This is a genomic window from Streptomyces sp. NPDC051286 (genome assembly GCF_044455345.1).
Lineage (GTDB): Bacteria > Actinomycetota > Actinomycetes > Streptomycetales > Streptomycetaceae > Streptomyces.
The window spans coordinates 60,722-83,154 of sequence record NZ_JBITER010000022.1; the positions used below are offsets into that span (position 1 = coordinate 60,722).

The window sequence follows — 22,433 nt, forward strand, 5'->3', positions numbered from 1 at the left end:
CGTTCACACAGATCTGCGGGGCGCTGTCCGTGCAGATCCGGTGGACCGCCACGGGGCGGTCATGGGCGCGGTGCCTTCTCGCCGTGGACCGCGACGTACTCGGCAGCCGGCCAAGGAGCCGGATTGTCGATGAGCAGGGCGGGCAGCAGGTCCCGATCCGAGACACCGGGAATGGCGGTGCCGCGCGGAATGCTGCCGTAGAGGTAGGCGCTGTGCAGCTGCGTGGTGTCGGATGCGTCGGCGATCCCGGCGCGGGCCGTCTCGACGACGGGGGTGAAGGCGCCGGCAGGCTCAGTGAGCTTTCGCGTCGGATCGTCCCGTCGTCGGCCAGTCCTCTGTCGCCGGGAGATCCGCGTCGGCCGTTGTCGGTCATACGGGCACTGCCCCGGGTGCGTGCCGCGGCTGCCGAGTGGTCTTTCGCAGGTGACGGGCAAATGGAAGAAGATCGCTGAGAGCGAACACGATCCCGGGAACACAAAGTCACTCAGGAGCATTGAGTCGGTATAGCTCAACTTGGATGCCGAAGGGGAGATCATGGCTACTGAGTCCAACGCGGTCACTCCGCTCACCTTGCCTGTGCTGCCACTCGACGACGAGGTGGTGCTGCCCGGAATGGTGGTTCCTCTGGACCTGTCCGACACCGATGTCCGGGCCGCCGTCGAGGCTGCTCAGGCCGCCGCCCGTCCGGGTGGCGGCAAGCCCGAGGTGCTGCTGGTGCCGCGGATCGACGGGACCTACACCGGTACCGGTGTACTCGGCACCGTCGAGCAGGTCGGCCGGCTCTCCGACGGAGACCCGGGCGCCCTCATCCGCGGTCGTGACCGCGTGCGGATCGGTGCCGGAACCACCGGACCCGGAGGTGCACTCTGGGTCGAGGGGACCCGCGTGGACGTCTCGGCTCCCGAACCGCTCCCCGGCGCAGCCGCCGAGCTGGTCAAGGAGTACAAGGCCCTCGCCACCAGCTGGCTGAAGAAGCGCGGCGCCTGGCAGGTCGTGGACCGGGTCCAGCAGATCGACGACATCTCCGCGCTTGCCGACAACTCGGGTTACTCACCGTTCCTCACCACTGCCCAGAAGGTGCAGCTCCTGGAGACCGCCGACGCGGTCGCCCGGCTGAAGCTCGCCATCCAGTGGCTCGGCGAGCACCTCGCCGAACAGGATGTCGCCGAGTCGATCGCCAAGGACGTCCAGGAGGGCGTCGACAAGCAGCAGCGCGAGTTCCTGCTGCGACGCCAGCTGGAAGCCGTACGGAAGGAACTGTCCGAGCTCAACGGCGACGCGGAGGACGAGTCCGACGACTACCGGGTGCGCGTCGAGTCCGCCGATCTTCCCGAGCACGTCCGTGAGGCCGCGCTCAAGGAGGTCGGCAAGCTGGAGCGCTCGTCCGACCAGAGCCCCGAGGGCTCCTGGATCCGAACCTGGCTGGACACCGTCCTCGAGCTGCCGTGGACCGAACGGACCGAGGACGCGTACGACATCCGTGCGGCCAAGGAGATCCTCGACGCCGAGCACGCGGGCCTGGAGGACGTGAAGGAACGGATCACCGAGTACCTCGCGGTGCGCAAGCGCCGTGCCGAACGCGGCCTCGGGGTCGTGGGCGGGCGCCGGGGCGGTGCGGTGCTGGCCCTCGTCGGGCCGCCCGGCGTCGGCAAGACGTCCCTCGGTGAGAGCGTCGCGCACGCCATGGGCCGCGCATTCGTCCGCGTCGCGCTCGGCGGTGTGCGGGACGAGGCGGAGATCCGAGGCCACCGGCGTACGTACGTCGGTGCGCTCCCCGGGCGCATCGTCCGCGCCATCAAGGAAGCCGGTTCCATGAACCCGGTCGTCCTGCTCGACGAGATCGACAAGGTCGGCTCCGACTTCCGCGGCGACCCGGCCGCGGCGCTCCTCGAGGTCCTCGACCCGGCGCAGAACCACACCTTCCGTGACCACTACCTGGAGGTCGAACTCGACCTCAGCGACGTCGTCTTCCTGGCCACCGCCAATGTCCTGGAAGCCATCCCGGAGGCGCTGCTCGACCGCATGGAGCTGGTCAGGCTCGACGGCTACACCGAGGACGAGAAGGTCGTCATCGCCCGCGACCACCTGCTCCCGCGCCAGCTGGAGCGGGCCGGTCTGGAGGAGGGCGAGGTGACGCTCGACGAGTCGGCGCTGCGCAAGCTGGCCGGCGAATACACCCGTGAGGCGGGCGTACGCAACCTGGAGCGGGCCGTCGCCCGGCTGCTCCGCAAGGTCGCGGCCCAGCACGAACTGGGCGACCGGAAGCTCCCGTTCACCGTCACCGACGAGGACCTGCGGGGTCTCGTCGGACGGCCGCACCACATCCCCGAGTCCGCCCAGGACCCGGCCGAGCGCCGCACCGCGGTGCCGGGCGTGGCGACCGGACTCGCGGTGACCGGCGCCGGTGGCGACGTGCTGTTCGTCGAGGCGTCGCTGGCCGACCCGGAGACCGGCGCGGCCGGACTGACCCTCACCGGTCAGCTCGGCGACGTCATGAAGGAGTCCGCGCAGATCGCGCTGAGCTTCCTGCGCTCGCACGGCGCCGAGCTGGAACTGCCCGTCGCCGACCTCAAGGACCGGGGAGCGCACATCCACTTCCCGGCGGGCGCGGTGCCCAAGGACGGTCCGAGCGCCGGTATCACGATGACGACGGCGCTGGCCTCGCTGCTCTCCGGACGGCTTGTCCGTACGGATGTGGCGATGACCGGTGAGGTGTCGCTGACGGGACGGGTGCTGCCGATCGGCGGGCTGAAGCAGAAGCTGCTGGCCGCCCACCGGGCCGGGATCACCACCGTGGTGATCCCCAAGCGGAACGAGGCCGATCTGGACGACGTCCCGGCCGAGGTCCTGGAGAAGCTGGAGGTCCACCCGGTGACGGATGTCCGCCAAGTGCTGGAGATCGCCCTCGCCCCGGCCGCGGCAGGGGCGGAGGAGAGGGTCCCGGCCGCGGCGTGAGCGCCATGGCGTGACGGGCGTGGCATGACGTGCGCGGCCGGTCGGACGGCCCGTGCCACCCGAAAGGGCGGTGCGGGCCGTTCCGCTTGTCCGGGTGCCGGAACGTGCTGTTCCGCGTCCGGGCGGGGCACGGAGGGGGCACGCTGCTGCCGTGGCCCGTGGCCCGTGGCCCGTGGCCCGTGGCCCGGACCGCCGTCCCCGTGGACTCCGTGGTGCGCACGAGGCATGCGGGAGCCCCGGTGACGGGGTGCGTCACCGGGGCTCCGGGAAGCGGAGGCTCAGCCGTTGGCGAGCGCCTGTACGCGGTCGAGAGCGCCGTTGAAGTGGTTGTGGTCGCCGACGTACGGGCCGGACGACGTGTACTGCCACATCGTGTAGTAGCCCCAGCCGGCCGGGAGTGCGCCGACCGTGGTGTCGTAACGGGCCACCCACAGCGGGTTGGTGGTGCCGAAGCCCGCGTTGTTCCCGGTGCAGGTCGTCCACCAGCTGGTCGCGGTGTAGATGACCGCGTCACGCCCGGTGCGCGCCTTGTACGTGTTCACGAAGTCGCGGATCCAGGAGACCATGCCGGCCTGCGTCTTGCCGTAGCACTGCGCGCCGTACGGGTTCCACTCGATGTCGAGCACGCCGGGCAGCGTCTTGCCGTCCTTCGACCAGCCGCCCCCGTGGTCCACGAAGTAGTTGGCCTGGGTGGCGCCGCTCGTGGTGTCCGGGGTGGCGAAGTGGTAAGCACCGCGGATCATGCCGATGTTGTACGAGCCGTTGTACTGCTGCGCGAAGTAGGGATTCGTGTAGTACGTGCCCTCGGAGGCCTTGGTGTAGGCCCACCGGACGCCGCTGTTCCAGAGAGTTGCCCAGCCGACGTTGCCCTGGTGGCTGCTGACGTCCACGCCTTCGGTCTGGGCGACGAGCGTGCCGCCCGGCAGGCCGCCCCGGCCGTCGTGGGCGATGACGCCCATGCCCATCGTGGCCGACCCGCGCGCGGGCTTCTTGGCGGCGGCCGTGGGGGAGTCGGCCGCGATGGCGGCGCCGGGCAGGGTGAGCAGAAGCGAAAGTGCTGCGAGGAGGGTTCCCAGTGCCGCCAGGCGTGAGCGGCGGGTCGTTCCGGATCCGGATCTGTGCACGGGCATGTGCGTGCCTCCGAGGCCTCGGTGGGGGGATCTGCAGACCCAGGGGGGCGACTCGGCGCACCCCCTGTGGCATGTCATGGTGTGGACATGCCAGCAATGACGCTACGCACGTAGACCCGTGCGGCGGAAGAGGGCCTGGGCGGTGCCGTTGGTCTACGCCTGCGAAATACTGGCGGAGCTGCGGCGATGACCGGCGGCGCAAGAAATTTTCAGCGGCAGGAAAGCTCATGAGGAGTGTTGACGTGCACGGGAGCGAAAGCGGTAGTGAACCCGGCGCGACCGGAGGAAGTGGTGCGGACCACGAATTCCTGGCACTGGAGCGGGAATTGGCTGTCTTTCTGCGCCGCGCGCGGGCCAGTTCCGGTGAGATGGCGCGGGAGGTCCATCCCGAGCTGGAGGCCGCGGCGTACGGACTCTTCGTACGGCTGGAGTCGGTGGGGCGGCAGCGGGCCACCGACCTCGCCGCGTACTTCGGCGTGGGGAAGGCGACCATGAGCCGTCAGCTGCGCGCCCTGGAGGAGCTCGGACTGGTGGCGCGCGAGCCCGATCCGGCCGACGGGCGGGCCTTCCTCGTCCATCTCACCGACGAGGGGCTTGCGCGCTTCCGTAGCGTCCGCGACGCGCGCCGCGACCGGTATGTGAGCAAGCTGGCCGACTGGGACCGGACCGAGGTGGCGGAATTGGCACGGCTGCTGCACCAATTGAACGCGCGGGCCGAGGACTGACGCCGGCCGGGCCCGAACCAGGCCCGGTCAGGCATCCTCGGATGCCCTCCGACCCCCGCCCCGCGGAAACCGCCCACGCCGCGGGTGGGGGCCGACCCCGCACCCGGGTGACCTACAGCACCACGTAGACCGCCGTCGCGTCGTCGTGCGTCTTGCTGCGCCGCAGATGCACACGCTCCGTGTCCGCGTCCTCCAGGGCCCTGACCCGGTCGATCAGCCCCTGTGTGCCCTCCTTGTGGAGCACCGCGAGGCAGGCAGCCCAGTCGCCCTCGTGGAACATCTCCGTCCAGCGGCTCGCGCCGTCCGTCAGCGCGGCCATCGCCCGCACCTCGGTGAGCGGCGTCCGCCCGGTCACGGCGCGGACCGCCACCCCGGGGTCTGCGGCGGCGGTGAAGAAGCCGCCCTCCTTGTTCCGTACCCGCGTATCGGCGATCGCCTCGGTGGCCAGCGAGCCCGGCGGCAATCGGTCGAGCCGGTCGTCGAGCAGCGCGCGCACCGTTCCGTCCGGCGACTCGAACAGTAGTACGGAGTCGGAGAGCACCAGGTGTTCGATCTCTTCCCCGCCCCAGCGCACCATGACAACGGTCGCCTGGGGGGTGCGTACGTGAGAAAGGTCACACAGGGTGCGATGTGTGTCGGCGGTGCGCCGGATGGACTCGGCGAGGATCTCGGTGAGCGTCAGATCCCGCCGCGAACCCGACAGTTCGACCAGCGACCCGCCCAGCCGCGCGGTGAACCAGGGCACGGAGTGCGCACAACCGTCGTCTCCCCGTGGCGGAGTGACTCCGTCGAGCAGGACCAACGTGCCACCCCCGCCGGAAGCGGGAAGCGCGGTGGCCGCCCAGTCCTCGTTGGGGCGCTCGGGGCTACCGGGGACCGAGGTGAGTTCGATGCGCATACGGCCAGTCTGCACGACGCCTTCACGGGGCCTGCACGATCGTGGCGTTGGGCCGTATCAGCAGGTCAGTGGGGAGGCTTGAGCGGAAGGAGTGGCTCCGCGCCGGGTGCGGGCGGGCATCCTGCCAAAGCCCGGGCGGAAGTTCCAGCCGGTGATCCAGGTGTGGGCTGCGGCGCCCGCGGGGAGACTTGTTCGTCAACTCCGGAGTGATGTTCACTCGTTCAGGTGGCGGAGCGGTTGATGCACGCCCCCCTCTCAAAAGCACTGGAATGGTCAGAAGCCGTACCAGGGGTCGGGGTGTCCTTCCACATATGACCGTGCGTCACCTCTGCTTCAAGGGTGGACGAGTCAAGATTGCGAGCACCGGTGCAGAAGAAGCGGCCGCGGAGCAAAGGCAGCGAACAGAGCAGTACCGGGGCGACACCTCCGGTGCCGAGCGGGAGTGAGCCGACCCGGCGCACCGTCCGCGTACGCAGCCGGCTGGTCGCCGGCGTCGCGATCGTCGGCATCACCGTCATCGCCGCGGGCACGCCCGCGGCCCTCGGCGCCTCCACCGAACTGACCGAGTCCCAGCGCTTGGTCACCCTTGCCCAGCTGAACCAGCAGGCGGTGGCCCTCGCCCACTCCCTCGCGGACGAGCGCGACGAAGTCACCGCCTATGTCGCGGGCGGCCGGGACGGGAAGTCCGGCGCGAAGAACGACGGCCCCAGCGCCCGCGTCGACCAGCAGATCGACGAGATCCGCGACACGGCTCCCGCCGCGCTGCGCCGCGACCTCTCCACGATTCCCTCCCTGCGCCGCACCGCCCTCACCGGCAAGGGCTCGGCACTCGACGCCCACCAGGCGTACTCCGAGGTCATCACCAAGCTCCACGACCTCGCCGACGACCTCGCCGAGAAGACCCCGCCGCGTGCCGCCGAGGCCACCCGGGCGCCCCTCGCCCTCGGCCGGGCCACCGATCAGGCCTCCGCCACCCGCGGGCTCCTGATCGCCGCGCTCTCCGTGCCCCGCGAAGAGGCCACGGTCCCGCAGATCGACCCGTTCACCGGGCTGCCCGTCCAGACCCAGGACGAGGGCAGCAGCGAGGACGCCCGCAACCGTGACGCGCTGAGCGCCGCCGCCCAGCAGGCCAGGGTGCGCGAGCTCTCCTCGCTCGCCGACTTCGACCAGGCCGCGGGCAGCACCGCCCGCGAGAAGCTCTCCTCCACTGTCACCGGGCCCGAGGTCAACCACGCGGAGAAGTACCTCGCCGCACTCACCGACCGTCCCGAGCTGTCGGACTCCGACCAGAAGGCCGACCGGAAGAAGGTCGAGGCGGCACTCTCCGCCCGCGTCGACCGGATGCGCAGCGTCGAGTCCGCCCTCGGCACCGCCCAGGTGCGACGCCTGGAGCAGCTGCGCGACGACGACGTCACCGCTCTCGAACTGCGCATCGCGCTCCTCGGCGGCTGTCTGCTGATCGCCGTCGGCGTCTCCACCGCCGTGGCCCGTACGCTGACCCAGCCGCTCGCCGTCCTGCGGATCGGCGCCGCCCGCCTCGCCGCGGAGCCCGCCACCGCCGAGCCCATCCGCTACACCGGCCGCAACGACGAGTTCGCCCAGGTCGTTCGATCCCTCAACGCCCTGCACGGCCAGCTGCACGGGCTGCTCCACGAGTTCAACGGCCGGTTCGAGAATCTGGAGAACGAGCGCGGCGAACTGATCGCCGGACGCGAGGCACTCACGCTCCAGTGCGCCGAACTCCAGGTCCGCACCGCTGATCTGACCGCCCAGCTGGAGCGGCTCAAGAACACGGTCCATCACACCTTCGTCAACCTCTCGCTGCGCACCCTCGGCCTCGTCGAGCGCCAGCTCGGCGTCATCGAGAGCCTGGAGGATCGCGAGCAGGACCCTGAGCGGCTCGCTACCCTCTTCAAGCTCGACCACATGGCCACGGTCATGCGGCGCCACAGCGAGAACATGCTGGTCCTCGCGGGCGCCGAGCACGGCCACGGGCACTCCGGCCCGATCCCGCTGGTCGACGTGTTGCGTGCGGCCGTCAGCGAGATCGAGCGGTACGAGCGGGTCACCATCCAGTCCCTGCCGCCGCACGCCCAGATCGCCGGTTTCGCCGCCGACGACCTCAGCCACCTGGTCGCCGAACTCCTGGAGAACGCGACCTCCTTCTCGCCGCCCGACTCGCATGTCGAGCTCTCCGGCTGGCTGCTGGAGACCGGCGAGGTGATGCTCTCCGTGCAGGACGAGGGCATCGGCATGTCGTCCGTACGGATGGGCGAGCTCAACGCCCGCCTGGCCGACCCGTCCTCGTTCGAGGCGGGCGAGCAGAGCGCCGACGGCGCGGGCCTCGGACTCCAGGTGACGTCGCTGCTCGCGGCGCGCCACGGGGTGCGGGTCCAGCTGCGCGAGCACAAGGGCAGCGGGGTGACGGCGGTCGTCGTGCTGCCGCAGGCGCTGCTGCCCAAGGCGCCGCCCGGTGCCACGCCGCCGCCCGTGACCGCGCCGGGGGGCGCACCCGCGCTGAACCTGCCCGGATCGGTCGCCGAGGCCAACTCCAATGCTCTGCCGGGCCGGACGCTCGCGCTGCCCGGCGACCCGCTGATCGCCGCCGCCGAGCAGGCGATCCGCGCGTCGGCACCGGACCCTGCCCAGGCGGAGGCGCCCGCTCCGACCGCGGCGCCTGCTTCGACGGAGGCAACCGCTCCGGCGGAACCCGAGCCGGTCGTCACCGACGGGTCCGAGTCCGAGACCACGATGCAGGTCCGGCTCCCGGGGCTGCGGGACGTTCCTGCGGCTCAGCCGGTCCCGTCGGCCGCACCGGGCCATGAGACCCCGGCGACCCCTGACCCGTACGCCATCGGCCCCGACCGCCACGAGCGCACCGCGGACGAGACCCCGGAGCCCTTCACCGCGCCGACTCCTTCCCCGGCGTCCGCCGCCGAGGCCCTTCCCGGCCCCCGGCAGCCGGAGCCGCAGGCCGAACGCATCACCGACAAGGGCCTTCCCAAGCGCACCCCCAAGGTCGTCAAGCTCGCCGCCCCCACCGCCGAGCGCAAGGGCAGTCTGGACAAGGACGAGCTGCGCCGCCGCCTCGGTGGCTTCCACCAGGGGGCGAAGGACGGCCGCCGCGACGTCGAGGCGGAGATCGCCGACGGTGCCGTCACCGGTGCCGGCTCCGCACAGACCGAGCAGACCGAGCGGGCAGACCGTTTCGGCGGTCGAACCGATGAGACGGGGGACACAGTCGAGGAGGCACGCAGTTGACTGCGCCCAGCACATTCGGGCTGAGCACCGAGGCCCGGAACCTTCACTGGTTGCTGAGCAATCTCGTGGAGGAGGTGCCAGGGGTCCATTCGGTCACCGTTGTCTCGTCCGACGGACTGATGCTGCTCTCCTCCGACCCCGGCCGCCAGACAGCCGCAGCGACAGGCAGCCCGCAGGACGGCCCCCGAGGCTCCAGCGCCGACCTGGCGACCATCGTCTCCGGCATCGGCTCCCTCACCGTCGGTGCCGCGAAACTGATGGACGGCGGCGGCGTCAAGCAGACCATGGTCGCCATGGACGAGGGCAGCGTCTTCGTCATGTCGATCAGTGACGGTTCGCTGCTCGGCGTGCACGCCACCCCCGACTGTGACATGAGCGTCATCGCGTACCACATGGCGCTCTTCGTCGGTCGTGCCGGACACGTACTCACCCCCGAACTCCGCAGTGAACTGCGCAAATCGATGGAGAGCGCCCAGTGACGCCCGCTGCTGAACCCGCCCCCAGGCTCCCGGTCCGCGGGTCCGACCGACGGCCCGCCCGGGTCCGCCCGTACTCGCTCACCCGCGGCCGCACCCGCTTCGGTCACGTCCTTCTCGTCGAGACGTTCGTGGCCGCGCTGGAAGCGCCCGAGGAGCGCCGCGAGCTCACCAACGGCAACCTCGCCACGCGGGTGATGCCGGAGCTCCGGGCTATTGTCGAAATCTGCCGCCGCATGCGTACGGTCGCGGAAATCTCGGCCCTGTTGAAGATGCCGCTCGGCGTGGTCCGTGTGCTGCTCAGCGACTTGGCCGACCAGGGAAAGATCCGTGTGTACGGGACCGGTCACGGCACCGGCCAGCCCGACCGCGCACTGCTCGAAAGGGTGCTGAATGGACTCCGTCGTCTCTGATCCACTCCTGTCCGCCCCGCGTCAGCCGGGACCGGAGGACCAGGCCGAGGAGTCGATCCAGGCCTGGCAGTTGGATCACACCAGGGCCCCCATCGCCACGAAGATAGTGGTTGCGGGCGGGTTCGGGGTCGGCAAGACGACCTTCGTGGGATCAGTCTCCGAGATAACCCCGCTGCAGACCGAAGCACTGATGACCCAGGCCAGCGAGGAGACCGACGACCTCACCGCCACGCCCGACAAGGTCACCACGACCGTGGCGATGGACTTCGGCCGTCTCACGCTCGACGACGACCTCGTGCTGTACGTGTTCGGCACGCCCGGACAGCAGCGCTTCTGGTTCATGTGGGACGACCTGGTGCGCGGCGCGATCGGTGCGGTGGTGCTCGCCGACACCCGGCGGCTCTCCGACTGCTTCCCCGCGCTCGACTACTTCGAGAGCTGCGGACTGCCGTACATCGTGGCCGTCAACCACTTCGAGGGGACGCCTGGTTACGAGGCGGAGGACGTCAGGGAGGCCCTGACCGTCCCCCCGGACGTGCCTGTTGTGATCATGGACGCGCGTAACAGGACCACCGTCGTGGAGTCGCTGCTGGCCCTCGTGGGTCACGCTTTTGACGCGGCCCCCTCCTAGGCGGGGGCTGAAGATCTTGGCCGGGCTCCCGGCGTCTTGCACGCACATCTGCGGCGTTGCCAAAACGGCCTGATAGCTCCGCTATGAGGCCGCTTCGGCGCCTTGCAGCTGCACGCACCAGACGCCGCTCGCTGATCCGGCCAAGATCTTCAGCACCCTCCCAGGGCGTGTTTCGAACGTCCCGCCTGCCTGGCGACGCCTGGCGCGCACGCTCGCTGCGTTGTCGGGCTCGCCCCGATACAACCGGTATCGGGGCGAGCCTCCGCCTTGCGATCGCACGCACCGGACGACGCTCGTCACGGGGCAAACACTGCCGGTCACGGCACTAGACACACCTCGCGCACGTACCACGTAGACGTAACGGAGAACCGCGATGCGGAAGATACTCATAGTCGGAGCCGGCCAGTCCGGTCTCCAGCTCGCCCTCGGACTGCAGTCCCATGGGTACGAAGTCACCCTGATGTCCAACCGCACCGCCGACGAGGTCCGGTCCGGCCGGGTCATGTCGACGCAGTGCATGTTCGACACCGCGCTGCAGCACGAGCGCGACCTCAAGCTCAACTTCTGGGAGTCCCAGGCCCCGCGCATCGAGGGCCTCGGCGTCTCGGTCGCCGCCCCCGACTCCTCGCGCGCCGTCGACTGGGTCGGCAAGCTGGACGGCTTCGCCCAGTCCGTCGACCAGCGCGTGAAGATGGCCGGCTGGATGGATACGTTCGCCCAGCGCGGCGGACAGCTCGTCATCCACGGTGCGGCCGTCTCCGACCTCGACTACTTCTCCCGCACCTACGACCTGGTGATGGTCTCCGCGGGCAAGGGCGAGCTCGTCTCCATGTTCGGCCGGGACGCGTCCCGTTCGCCGTTCGACGCCCCGCAGCGCGCCCTCGCCGTCGCGTACGTCCACGGCATGGGCCCGCGCCCCGAGCACCCCGAGTTCGACGCGGTCCGCTGCAACCTGGTCCCCGGTGTCGGCGAGCTCTTCGTGATGCCGACCCTGACCACGTCCGGCCGCGCCGACATCCTGTTCTGGGAGGGCATCCCGGGCGGCCCGCTGGACGTCTTCCAGGGCATCAAGGACCCCTCCGAGCACCTCGCGAAGACGCTGGAGCTCATGGAGCAGTTCACGCCGTGGGAGTACGCGCGCGCCACCAAGGTCGAACTGACCGACGCCAACGGCACCCTGGCGGGCCGTTACGCCCCGACCGTGCGCAAGCCGATCGGCCGGCTGCCCAGCGGCGGCCTGGTGCTCGGCGTGGCGGATGTCGTCGTCGCCAACGACCCGATCACCGGCCAGGGTTCCAACTCCGCCTCCAAGTGTGCCGACGCGTACCTGAAGTCGATCATCGAGCACGGCGACCAGGCCTTTGACGCGGACTGGATGCAGTCCACGTTCGACCGCTACTGGGACACCGCGCAGCACGTCGTGAAGTGGACGAACGCCATGCTCGGCGTACCGCCGGAGCACGTGCTGAACCTGATCGGCGCCGCCGGTCAGCTGCAGCCGGTCGCCGACCGGTTCGCCAACGGGTTCAACAACCCGGCGGACTTCGACAACTTCTTCTTCGAGCCGGAGAGGACGAACGCGTACCTCGCCGAGGTATCTGCCGCTGTTTAAGCGTCTGACCTGCGAAACAGCGGTCAGGGTTGGTGTCTGTGGGCCGTCCTCGGGCGGCCCACGGACGGCTCGGCCGTCGACGGGCAGCTCGGCGTCTCCCGCCGCACCGCCCAGCGCCGCATCGGCGAACTCATGCTCAGGGCGGGCCCGGAAAGCCGCATCCAGCTCGGCTGGATCGCCGCCCCCAAGGGGTGGGCCTGACGGCCGCGCACGCCGATGCGTACGTCACACGGGCAGGTGGGCAGGCAGGCACCCGAACGGCGCAGCCACAGGCGGTCGACTCGGGGCCGACGGCCTGACCGCCGTACCGCCAGGACTGACACGGCAGCCGGGCCGGTTCCCGTGGGGAGAGCGACGTGCGCGGCCCGGCTGAGGTGTGCACAGGGGTTACTGCATGCGGCTACTCGTCGTCCGGCTCGGACGAGGAGTCGTACCCCGCATCCGAGCCGCCGGACGTGTCCCGGGCCGGCTCCGGCAGGCTGTACGTACTCAGCGACGGGCTCTCCGGATCCGGACGCACGGCGCCCAGCAGCGGATTCGACGCCAGTGGCGAGACCTTCACCTGCGACCCCGGCCGGGGCGCCTGCACCACCAGGCCGTTGCCGACGTACAGGGCCACGTGCGTGGCCTTCGGGAAGTAGATCACCAGGTCACCCGGGCGCAGCGCGTTCAGCGGTACCTTCCGCAGCTGCTTCCACTGCTCCTGCGAGGTCCGCGGAATCGCGTGCCCCGCGTTCGCCCAGGCCTGCGAGGTGAGCCCGGAGCAGTCGAACGAACCCGGACCCTCCGCGCCCCACACATACGGCTTGCCGAGCTGTCTGACCGCGTACTTCACCGCCTCGTCGCCCTCCTGGGACGGCGGCCGGGCCGAGGACAGGGCGCCCGAGGTGACCAGCCTGCCCTGGGCCTTGTCCGTGGCCTGCTGCTCCAGCTGGGACACCTTGGCGATCTGCTCGGCGGAGAGCTCGGCCAGCAGCGCCTCCACCTTCCTCAGCCGCGACTGCACGGTGTCGCGCTGCTTCTTCTGCCGCGCGGCCAGCACCCGCTGCTTCTCGAGCGCCTTGCGGGACGCGGAGGCCAGCCCGTCGGCGCGCTTCTCGGCGCCGGTGAGCCGCTTGACGGTCGCGGCCCGGCCGGCCGCCACCCGCCGGATGACGTGTTCCTGGTCCAGGGCGTGCTCGGGATCGCGGGACAGCATCAGCCGGACGTACGAGGAAAATTCGGACTGCCCCTGGTACTGCTCCCGTGCCAGCCGCCCCGCGTCGTTGCGGCTGCGGCCCAGCGCCGTCCGCGCCGCGGCGAGAGCGGTGTCCAGCTTCTTCGCATCCGCTGTCCGCTTCTTCAGCTTCGCGGTCGTTCCGTTGTACGCCTCGCTGGCCTCCTCGGCCTGCTGGTACAGCTTCCCGAGCTCGGTCAGCAGCTCAGCGACGCTTTTCGTGGCGCGTGGCTCACGGGAGGGGGAGGAGGGGCCAGGACTGCTCGGGTCCGTGGTGGCGGCGACGGCGGGCGAGGCCGCGACCACCGTGGCGAGTGCCGCCGCGCAGACGGTGCGCAGAACCCTGGACGACACGGGATCACCTCCGATGACGGGGCGATCGCGGGACCACCCCATGAGTGAGCGCAACGCGTCAATACGGTCACTGGGGGGCGGGTGATGCAAGAACCGTGCGGCGCGGCGGCGCCCGGATTCGCCCGGACGGCGGGACGCCCCTCAAGGGGCCTGGCGGACCACGGCCGGGGCCCTGATCCGCCGGACACCTCCGAGGTCACTTCACCGGGAACGCGTAGAACATCCGTTCCCGCTGGACGACGGCGGACTTCCCGAAGGCCAGCACCCGGTACGGGGCGGTGACCGTGGCGCCCTTCGGGTCCTGCACCCCGATGTCCTGGAATTTCCACAGCCGCCGGCCGTCCGCCGCGGCGAACGCGGTGACCTGGGCGGCCCCGGCCGCCAGCACGGTGCTGCCGCTGGAACTCACGGTGACGACCGGCGCCCATCCGCCGGGCACCGCCTCGGTGGACCGCCGCCAGCGAAGCTTTCCGGACTCCCGGTCGACCGCGCCCACCTCCTGGTTGCGGCTGGTGGTGTGCAGCAGGTCCCCGGCCGGGACCGGTGTTCCGAACACGGACCCCGGCGTGCCGTTCAGCGTCCACTTCGGCTTGCCCGCGGGCATCTCGAACGACTGGAGGGCGTCGCCCGCCGCCGCGTACAGCAGTCCCCGGTCATCCCCGGCGGCTGCCCCGTCCGGACCGACCGTGCCGAACGACTTGGTCCACAGCAGCTTCCCGCTCCTCCGGTCGAACCCACGGAAGACGGCCTTGCCCTTGGCGGCCTTGACGTCGCCGGGGGTGAGCGTCGCGCTCTTCTGGCGTACGACGATGTCGTCGGGACGGACAGCGATCAACTGGTAGGCGGGGGTCGTCGATTCCCGGCCGGTGGGTACGGGGGTCCGCCACAGCTCCTTGCGCCGCACGATGTCGTACGCGAACAGGAACGACGTGACGACCTCCGTGTCCTTCCCCGGCTTCTTGCCCTTCTTCGGCTTCTTGGCCTTCACGGTGACCTTGTGCGAGCCGGTGAACCAGATCGCCGGACCGGACTGGCCGATGACGTCGGACACCGTCAGGAACGGTGCACCCTCGAACTGGTTCTCGTACGCCACCCGGTGCGCGACCGTTCCGTCCTTCGGCGACAGCCAGAGGAACTCGGACGGCCCGGCGACGAAGCAGAACGCGTCGCCGGCGGCCAGGGCCGCCTGCCCCTTCGCCGCGTCCGGGCACTCCCAGAGACGGTGGCCGGTCCGCAGATCGACGGCGGAGGCCTGTGTCTCGCCGGTCAGCACGAGCAGCCGGTCGTGCCAGAGCGCGGCGGTGAGCGGTGCGGGTTCGGCCTCAGGGTGGCTGTACACCCAACGCGGCTGCGGCGGCAGCCCGGCCACGGTGGGGCCGCTGGGGGACGGGGCGGGCTTGCCATCGTCCGGGGCCTCGGAGCCGTTGCCCCCGAGGGCGAACACACCCCCACCGCCGACGATCAGCCCGGCCGCGCCGGCGGCCGCACCGAAGAGCAGGGTGCGGCGGTCGAGGGCGGCGGAGGGGGACGAGGAGGGTGCGGGCGTGGGCGTCACGGGCGGCGGGGGCGAGGCGGGAACCGCCGCTGCCGGGGCCGGGAGGGGGCGTGGCACGAGCGGCGCGACGGGCGGCAGGACGGCGGGCAGCCGGTCCGGGGGACCGGTCCGTTCACGCGGGATGGACAACTGGGTGGTCGGCCGGTCGGGCTCCGGGGCGCGGGGGCTGCCGACGCTTCCGATCCGGGTGGTCCGGGTGTCCTCTCCGGGGCCGCCGTCGCCGGGCGCGCCAGTGGCGGGGCTGTCGGGTGTGGCGTCGGCAGGTTCGGTGAGAGACCCGTGCGGGGCTGTGCCGACGGAACTGTCCGCCGGCTCGCCGGCCGCGCCCGCGGACACCAGCTCCCTGACGCGGGACTCCTGTTCCGTAAGCGTCTTCGACACCCGCTCCGGCAGCCAGCCGCCCCTGGCGAGGCCCGCCGCGCCCTCCAGTGCCAGTTCCGCCGCCACCGTCCCGGAGCTCGGCCGCTCGGCCGGGTCCTTGGCCAGGCAGCGCGCGATCAGCCCGCGCAAGTCCTCCGGGACTGCGCCCAGTTCCGGCTCCGCATGCGCGATCCGCTCGGCTGCCTCCGCCGGCGGGCCGTCCGCGAGCGGGGTCGTGCCGGTCGCGGCGTACGCCAGCAGCAGGCCGAGCACGAAGAGGTCGGAGGCCGGTCCCGCCGTCTCGCCCTTGACCTGCTCCGGGGTGAGATATCCGAGCCGTACGGAGAGCTGACCGCCCGTTCTGGCCTCGGCATCGGCCGCCGCGCCCAGCGGGCCGAAGGCGGTGAGCCGCGGTCCGTCCCCGGCCAGCAGTACGGTCCTCGGGGCGAGCCCCTCCAGTACGGCCCCGGTGGCGTGTACCCGGGAGAGCGTCTCGGTGATGCCGGCGCCCAGTATCCGCACGGCACGCTCGGGGAGGGGACCCGCTGCGTCGATCGCCTCGGCGAGCGTCAGCGCCGGTACGTACGCCACGGCCGTCCACAACTCCCCGTCGTCCGTACGGGTGGCGAGCTGCGGCTGGACCCAGCCACCCGCCAGCCGGTCCGCGGTGCGGGCCTCCGCCTCGAAGCGGCGGCGGAAGGCGGGCAGTGCGGCAAGCTCGGTCCGGGCCGCGGTGATCACGACGGTCCGGTCCGCGGGGCCGTCCGGGCGGTCGGCAGCGCTCGCGTCGTGCGCGAGGTACTGGACGGCGCTCGCCGTCTCGCGGAACCGCGCCAGCACGGTGTACGGACCGAGGCGGCGTGGATCGTCCTGACGCAGCGCCTCCATGGCGCACCCCCTTGTGACCGTTCTCGTGACCATGGATCCGTCGATCCTAGAGTGTCCGGCAATCAAGAGGCGGCCGACGCACCCCGCCGGGACCAGCGGGTCAGTTCGGTTTCGACCAGGGCCACTTGAGAGTGTGGCGCTCGCGGCCCTCGGGGGCGTACTCGTACACCCAGCCGCGCTGCACACCCAGCCGCTTGGAGTATCCGGCCGGGACCCGTCGGTACGCGTAGACGGTGGCCGGTCCGCCGTCGGCGTCCGGCACCGGGACCTCGTACCACTTGGGCGGGTGGCCGGTCGAGCCGACGAGGACGGGGAGGACCCGCCCGTCCAGCGGGCCGCCCCTGAAGGTGGTGTTCTCGCTTCTCACGTCCCCAGTCTGACTCAGGGCGCGTTCCAGGGCTCACGGCCTCCCCGGCGATCCGGCGGCAGCAGGGGCGCCCCGCCGACCACGGGGACCAGCCGGGCCACCGGCCTCCCGGCCGGACCGGAGGCGGTCTCCAGCGGCAGCAGTGCCGCCACCACGGATGCCGTCTCCTCGTCCCTCGCCGCGGTGGACAGGCAGCCGTGAGCAGGGCGATCAACGGTGCCCGGTCGATCAGAGGCGGACGGGTCGCGGCTCCCGGCCGTGATCCCCGGGCACTCCCTGCGGCGCCCCCTGCCGTGGGTGCCGGCTCAGAGCCTGCCGGGCGGCCTCTGATCGGGCGGACGTCACCCGACAGGCTCTCAGGCCAGCAGACCCGAGCTCTTCCACAGCCTGCGCCCCACCCCGTTCAACACGCCGATGTCGTCGAGGAAGTCCGTCAGCCGCTTGGCACCCGACTGCATGACCTCCGCCCGGTGGCCGCTCGCCTTCACCTGGGCGACGGCCTCGCGGCGGTCCAGGCCGACGTTCTCGTACACCTGCGGGTTGATGAAGCAGACAGAGAAGACGCGCGCCGCCTCCCCGCAGCTCAGCCGGGTGAGCTCGCGCTCCCAGCGAGGTGCCGTGACCATCTGGCGGCGCAGCTCCTCGCGGGCGTAGCGCACGTGCCGTGCCTCCTCGACCACATGGATCCGGGTCACGCCGCGCACCAGCGTCTGGACGCGCTCGTCCGGGAACGTCAGACGCTGCATCCAGTCGAGGATCTCCTCGCCGAGCAGGGTCGCGGCGAACGAACCGGGCGTCGTTGACACGGTCTTCAGCACCCGCGCCAGGTTGTGGTAGACGCGCGGTACGGCATAGCTGGGCGCCCGCCCCCACTGGATCATGCGGCCGAACATCATCGAGTGCCGGCACTCGTCGGCTATCTCGGTCAGCGCATAACGGACATGATTGCTGGTCACCGGCTTGTCGTAGATGTGCCGGACCAGCAACTGCATCAGGATGATCTCGAACCAGATGCCGAGCGAGGCCAGCGACGCCGCCTCGTGCCGGGCCAGGTCCATCCGCTGTTCCTCCGGCATCCTCCGCCACAGCGGGGTGTCGTAGAGGGAGACGAGCTCGGGCGGCCAGAACCACTTGCCGTCTTCGGCCGCCGCATCCCAGTCGAGCTCGGTGTCCGGATCGAAGGAGTGCTTGGCCGAGGACTCCAGGAGGCGCTCGGCGATCTGCTCGCGGTCCCGTAGCGGGCCGAGTGCGTCGCGGAGCACCTGCACGTCGCGTTCGGTCACTGTCGTCATGGCTGAGGGCACCTCACCTGTGGATTACCGGCGGTCACTCCTTATGAGACTGCTTGTCAGTAAGGCGGTCAATCCCTCGCGCGCGACTTGTTGACCCGGCGTCTAGCAACGTGTGAACCTGCCAACTGGCGCAACCGCAGCGGAATGTGGCCGAGCATGCGAGGCGAAGGAGCTGTCCGTGTCGACACACGACCTCTACACCACCGCCCCCGACACGCCCCTCTGGCAGGTGCCCGCCTCCGGCGCCGCCAGGTTCAACTGGGACTACGACGACGGCCGCGAACGCCTTCTCGCCCTCTACCAGAAGGGCAAGGACAAGCAGTGGGACGGCAACAAGCGCATCGACTGGTCCCTGGAGGTCGACCCCGCCGACCCGCTGGGCACCCCCGACGAGGCCCTCACGCTGTACGGCACCCCGCACTGGGCCAGGATGACCGCGAAGGACCGGGGCGAGCTGCGCAAGCACTACACCTCGTGGCAGTTCAGCCAGTTCCTCCACGGTGAACAGGGCGCGATGGTCTGTGCCGCCCGGATCGTGGAGTCGGTCCCCGACCTGGACGCGAAGTTCTACTCCGCGACCCAGACCATGGACGAGGCCCGGCACGCGGAGATATACGGCCGGTTCCTGCACGAGAAGGTGCAGATGCTCTACCCGGTCAACGACAGCCTCCAGGGCCTGCTCGGCGACACCCTGCGAGACTCCCGCTGGGACATGCCCTACCTGGGCATGCAGGTCCTGATCGAGGGCCTGGCGCTGGCCGCGTTCGGCATGATCCGCGACACCACGAACAAGCCGCTGCCCAAGCAGATCCTCGCCTACGTCATGCAGGACGAGGCCCGGCACGTCGCCTTCGGCCGGATGGCGCTGCGCGACTACTACAAGCAGCTGAGCGACGCCGAACTGCGCGAGCGCGAGGAGTTCGTCATCGAGGGCTGTTACCTGATGCGCGACCGCCTCAGCGGCGTCGAGGTGCTGGAGAACTTCGGCATAGGAAAGCAGGAGGCCAAGGAGCTCTCCGAGCACTCGGAGTTCCTGCAGCTCTTCCGCAAGCTGCTGTTCAGCCGGATCGTCCCGTGCGTCAAGGACATCGGTCTGTGGGGCGAGCGGCTGCAGAAGGCGTACGTCGCCATGGGCGTCTTCGAACTCGGCGACTCCAACCTCGACCTGCTCATGGCCCAGGATGAGGAGATAGCCGAGCAGCTGGACCGGGACCGGTTCGCGGCGGAGGAGCAGGCGCGGGTCGCGGAGGTCGAGGAGGCGATAGCGGAGGGCGCAGCCTAGAAAATGCGGGACGGCCCGGTGCGAGGGTCTTCGACGGCAGGCAGTCAGAGGCCCGCCGTGAAGCCACGCACCAGCTCCGCCACCCGCACCGGAGGTGTCATCAGCGGGTGCCGCTCCGCCCGCGCTGTTCCGAGCCGCGAGACGCCCCGGACCGGGGCGCGCCCCCCTTGCCACCGGCCTGCAGCGCCGCCTCCATGACGGCCCGGGCGATCGGCGCCGCGCTGCCGCCCCCGCTGATGTCCGCCCGCTTCGCGGCGGCGTCCTCGACGACCACCGCGACCGCGACCGCCGGCCGGTTCGAGTTCGGCGCCTGTGCCCAGGAGATGAACCAGGCGTACGGGGTACCGGAGTTGTCGATGCCGTGCTGAGCGGTGCCGGTCTTGCCGCCGACCGTCGCCCCGTAGATCGCGGCATTGGAACCGGTGCCCTGCTCCACGACGTCGATCATCATCTGCCGTAGCTGCGTCGCGGTCCGCGGGCTCATCGCCTGGTGGTAGGTGTGCGGGCGGTTCTGATGGACGGTGGTGCCGGTGCTGGTCGTCGTGCGGTCCACCAGATACGGGTATGTGAGGTCACCGCCGTTCGCGACGGCCGACGCCACCATGGCCATCTGCAGCGGTGTCGCCGTCGTGTTGAACTGTCCGATCGACGACAGGGCCAGCTGGTCGTCGCTCATGTCGGTGTCGAAGTTGCTCCTTGCCACGCCGGACGGGATCTTCAGTCCGGTGTCGTTGAAGCCGAACTTCCGCGCCGCCTCCACCATCCCGTCCAGCCCGACCTTCACCCCCAGATGGGCCATCACGGTGTTGCACGACACCCGGATCGCTTCGGCGAGCGACGCGTACTCGCAGCCGCTGGCCTCATTGGGGAGCGTGGTGCTGGTTCCCGGCAGGACGTACGGGGACGGGGTGTCGGTCTCCGCGTAGGGGTCCTCGACCACACCCGCGTCGAGCGCCGCGGCCGCCGTCACGATCTTGAAGGTGGAGCCGGGCGGATAGGTCTGCCGGATCGCCCGGTTGAGCATCGGCTGGCTCCTCGCCCTGTTGAACTGCCGCCAGGCGTCGGTGACCGACGAACCGGTGCCGGAGAGCCGCGCGGGGTCGTACGAAGGGGTCGAGACCAGCGCCAGGATCTTGCCGGTCGACGGTTCGAGGGCGGCGACCGCACCCCGCCGCCCGCCAAGCCCGGCGTACGCGGCGCGCTGCATGGAGTCCTTGACGGTCGTTGCGACGTTGCCGCCGGGCTGCCGGCTGCGGGTGATCTCGTCCCACAGCGGCAGCGGGGCGAGCAGCGGATCGGTGCCGGAGAGGATGTCGTCCTCGGCATTCTCGATGAGCGTCGTGCCGTACGTCTGCGACGCGTACCCGGTCACCGGCGCGTACAGCGGCCCGTCGGTGTAGGTGCGTTCGTAGGTGAGCTGCTCGTCCGTGTTCTTGGAACCGGTGACCGACGTGCTGCCGACCAGGATGTTGCCCCGCGGCTGGTCGTAGCGGGCGATCGTGCCGCGGCGGTTGGCAGGGTTGTCGTCCAGCTCGTCCGCCTGGAAGACCTGGATGCGGGCGGCGTTCAGCAGCAGCGCCATGAGCAGCAGCAGGCAGAACGCGGCGGCCCGCCGGATGTAGCGGATCACGACGGGTCCTCCACGATCGGTGCGATGACCCCGTTCTCCACCTGGTCGGGGTGGGGGGTGCGGGCGAGGTCGCTGATCCGGATGAGCAGCGCCACGATGATCCAGTTGGTCACGACGGACGAACCGCCCTGGGCGAGGAACGGCATCGCCATGCCCGTCAGCGGGATCAGCCCCATCACGCCGCCCGCGATCACGAAGACCTGGAGGGCCAGGATCGATGCGAGCCCGATCGACAGCAGCCGCCCGAAGGGGTCGCGCAGGGCGAGCCCGGCCCGGTAGCCGCGGGCGACCAGCAGCGCGTACAGCAGGAAGATCGCGGTCAGACCGGACAGCCCGAGCTCCTCGCCTGCCGTGGCCAGGATGAAGTCGGACTTGGCGGCGAAACCGATGAGGATGGAGTGGCCGAGACCGAGCCCGGTGCCGAGCATCCCGCCCGCGGCGAACGCGAACAGCGACTGGGCGAGCTGGCTCGGTCCCTGGCCCGCGGCGATGGAGGCGAACGGATCGAGCCAGTCCTGCACCCGGCTGTGCACATGCGGCTCGAAGGAGCCGACGGCGAACGCGCCGACGGTGGCGAGCAGCAGCCCCACCGCGATCCACCCGGTCCGGCCGGTCGCCACGTACAGCATGATCACGAAGAGGCCGAAGAAGAGCAGCGAGGTCCCCAGGTCCCGCTCGAGGACCAGCACCCCGACACTGAGCAGCCAGATCGCCACGATCGGGCCGAGCACCCGGCCGGTGGGCAGCTGGAGTTTCCAGATCCTGCGGCCCGTGTAGGCGAGCGCGTGGCGGTTCGCGGAGAGGTAAGCGGCGAAGAAGACGGCGAGCAGGATCTTGGCGAACTCGCCCGGCTGGAACGAGAATCCGCCGATCCGGATCCAGATCTTGGCACCGTTCACCGCGGGGAAGAAGATCGGCACGATCATCAGGACGAGCGATGCGGCGACCGACAGGTAGGCGTACCGCTGGAGCACCCGGTGGTCCCGGAGGAAGACGACGACCACGATGAAGAGTGCGACCCCGAGCGTCGACCAGACCAGCTGGGTGGGCGCCGCCTGGTCCTTCGGGGTCTCCAGGTCGAGCCGGTAGATCAGCACCAGCCCGAGGCCGTTGAGCAGGACGGCGATGGGGAGCAGCAGCGGATCGGCGTGCGGGGCTCGGAAGCGGACGGCGAGATGCGCGAGAAGTGCGAGCAGCCCTAGACCGGCACCGTAACCGGCGACATCGGGCGGGATCGCGTGGTCGTGCGCGAGGCCGACGGCGGCGTAGCCGTAGACGGAGATGAGGACGGCTCCGATGAGGAGTGCGAGCTCGACCCCGCGCCGCTTGGGCAGGCGTAGCTGCGGCGGGGGAGCGTCCGTCCTCGTTGCGGTCATGCGACGCAACGT

General features: G+C 70.7%; 18 protein-coding genes. 8 read left to right on the forward strand and 10 right to left on the reverse strand.

Annotation, left to right across the window (positions count from 1 at the left end; all coding sequences use genetic code 11):
* Positions 1-59 precede the first annotated feature (59 nt).
* The gene (locus ACIBB8_RS22440) at positions 60-560 is read right to left on the reverse strand and encodes a hypothetical protein (protein ID WP_398954706.1); all 501 of its coding nucleotides are present in this window, start codon (positions 558-560) and stop codon (positions 60-62) included.
* Here ACIBB8_RS22440 and lon point away from each other — a divergent pair.
* Positions 535-2,955, forward strand: coding sequence for an endopeptidase La (lon, locus tag ACIBB8_RS22445; protein WP_398954710.1), 2,421 nt, complete (start codon positions 535-537; stop codon positions 2,953-2,955). The genes ACIBB8_RS22440 and lon overlap by 26 nt on opposite strands.
* 278 nt (positions 2,956-3,233) lie before the next feature.
* Here lon and ACIBB8_RS22450 read toward each other — a convergent pair whose 3' ends face one another.
* On the reverse strand, positions 3,234-4,085 hold the full coding sequence (locus ACIBB8_RS22450; protein WP_398954712.1) for a lysozyme: 852 nt from the start codon (positions 4,083-4,085) through the stop codon (positions 3,234-3,236).
* 227 nt (positions 4,086-4,312) lie between these two features.
* Here ACIBB8_RS22450 and ACIBB8_RS22455 point away from each other — a divergent pair, with 227 nt between their 5' ends.
* Positions 4,313-4,810 carry a MarR family winged helix-turn-helix transcriptional regulator gene (locus ACIBB8_RS22455; protein ID WP_398954715.1) on the forward strand — a complete coding sequence of 166 codons (498 nt, stop codon included), beginning with the start codon at positions 4,313-4,315 and terminating at the stop codon, positions 4,808-4,810.
* Positions 4,811-4,922: 112 nt separating this feature from the next.
* Here the strand turns inward: ACIBB8_RS22455 and ACIBB8_RS22460 are convergent, their stop codons facing one another.
* Positions 4,923-5,708 (reverse strand): hypothetical protein, encoded by a 786-nt coding sequence (locus ACIBB8_RS22460; RefSeq protein ID WP_398954717.1) that lies wholly within the window; start codon positions 5,706-5,708, stop codon positions 4,923-4,925.
* Between the two features lie 366 nt (positions 5,709-6,074).
* On the opposite strand from ACIBB8_RS22460, the gene ACIBB8_RS22465 reads away from it, so the two are divergent.
* The 5 genes from ACIBB8_RS22465 to ACIBB8_RS22485 all read left to right on the forward strand — a co-directional run bounded on the left by ACIBB8_RS22465 (position 6,075) and on the right by ACIBB8_RS22485 (position 12,101).
* Positions 6,075-8,969 carry a nitrate- and nitrite sensing domain-containing protein gene (locus ACIBB8_RS22465; protein ID WP_398954819.1) on the forward strand — a complete coding sequence of 965 codons (2,895 nt, stop codon included), beginning with the start codon at positions 6,075-6,077 and terminating at the stop codon, positions 8,967-8,969.
* Positions 8,966-9,448: a roadblock/LC7 domain-containing protein gene (locus ACIBB8_RS22470; protein ID WP_398954719.1), complete on the forward strand. Its 483-nt coding sequence runs from the start codon at positions 8,966-8,968 to the stop codon at positions 9,446-9,448. Before ACIBB8_RS22465 ends, ACIBB8_RS22470 begins: the two co-directional genes overlap by 4 nt.
* Positions 9,445-9,858, forward strand: a complete 414-nt coding sequence (locus ACIBB8_RS22475) for a DUF742 domain-containing protein (protein ID WP_358857364.1) — start codon at positions 9,445-9,447, stop codon at positions 9,856-9,858. Before ACIBB8_RS22470 ends, ACIBB8_RS22475 begins: the two co-directional genes overlap by 4 nt.
* Positions 9,839-10,489, forward strand: coding sequence for a GTP-binding protein (locus tag ACIBB8_RS22480; protein WP_398954721.1), 651 nt, complete (start codon positions 9,839-9,841; stop codon positions 10,487-10,489). Before ACIBB8_RS22475 ends, ACIBB8_RS22480 begins: the two co-directional genes overlap by 20 nt.
* A gap of 373 nt (positions 10,490-10,862) precedes the next feature.
* Positions 10,863-12,101 carry a styrene monooxygenase/indole monooxygenase family protein gene (locus ACIBB8_RS22485; protein ID WP_398954723.1) on the forward strand — a complete coding sequence of 413 codons (1,239 nt, stop codon included), beginning with the start codon at positions 10,863-10,865 and terminating at the stop codon, positions 12,099-12,101.
* A 400-nt stretch (positions 12,102-12,501) separates the two neighbouring features.
* Here the strand turns inward: ACIBB8_RS22485 and ACIBB8_RS22490 are convergent, their stop codons facing one another.
* The 5 genes from ACIBB8_RS22490 to ACIBB8_RS22510 all read right to left on the reverse strand — a co-directional run bounded on the left by ACIBB8_RS22490 (position 12,502) and on the right by ACIBB8_RS22510 (position 18,133).
* Positions 12,502-13,671 carry an NlpC/P60 family protein gene (locus ACIBB8_RS22490; protein WP_398954725.1) on the reverse strand — a complete coding sequence of 390 codons (1,170 nt, stop codon included), beginning with the start codon at positions 13,669-13,671 and terminating at the stop codon, positions 12,502-12,504.
* Between the two features lie 196 nt (positions 13,672-13,867).
* Positions 13,868-16,474, reverse strand: coding sequence for a PQQ-binding-like beta-propeller repeat protein (locus tag ACIBB8_RS22495; RefSeq protein WP_398954727.1), 2,607 nt, complete (start codon positions 16,472-16,474; stop codon positions 13,868-13,870).
* A 100-nt stretch (positions 16,475-16,574) separates the two neighbouring features.
* A complete protein-coding gene (locus ACIBB8_RS22500) occupies positions 16,575-16,841 on the reverse strand; it encodes a hypothetical protein (RefSeq protein WP_398954729.1) in 267 nt (88 codons plus the stop codon).
* Positions 16,842-16,855: 14 nt separating this feature from the next.
* Positions 16,856-16,996 (reverse strand): hypothetical protein, encoded by a 141-nt coding sequence (locus tag ACIBB8_RS22505; protein WP_398954731.1) that lies wholly within the window; start codon positions 16,994-16,996, stop codon positions 16,856-16,858.
* 201 nt (positions 16,997-17,197) lie between these two features.
* Positions 17,198-18,133 (reverse strand): diiron oxygenase, encoded by a 936-nt coding sequence (locus tag ACIBB8_RS22510; protein ID WP_398954734.1) that lies wholly within the window; start codon positions 18,131-18,133, stop codon positions 17,198-17,200.
* Positions 18,134-18,311: 178 nt separating this feature from the next.
* On the opposite strand from ACIBB8_RS22510, the gene ACIBB8_RS22515 reads away from it, so the two are divergent.
* The gene (locus ACIBB8_RS22515; protein WP_398954736.1) at positions 18,312-19,415 is read left to right on the forward strand and encodes a ferritin-like domain-containing protein; all 1,104 of its coding nucleotides are present in this window, start codon (positions 18,312-18,314) and stop codon (positions 19,413-19,415) included.
* Between the two features lie 100 nt (positions 19,416-19,515).
* On the opposite strand, the gene ACIBB8_RS22520 is transcribed toward ACIBB8_RS22515, so the two are convergent.
* A complete protein-coding gene (locus tag ACIBB8_RS22520; RefSeq protein WP_398954738.1) occupies positions 19,516-21,045 on the reverse strand; it encodes a peptidoglycan D,D-transpeptidase FtsI family protein in 1,530 nt (509 codons plus the stop codon).
* Complete coding sequence (locus tag ACIBB8_RS22525; RefSeq protein ID WP_398954740.1) at positions 21,042-22,421, reverse strand: FtsW/RodA/SpoVE family cell cycle protein; 1,380 nt, start codon at positions 22,419-22,421, stop codon at positions 21,042-21,044. The genes ACIBB8_RS22520 and ACIBB8_RS22525 overlap by 4 nt, the downstream gene beginning before the upstream one ends.
* Between the last annotated feature and the right edge of the window lie 12 nt (positions 22,422-22,433).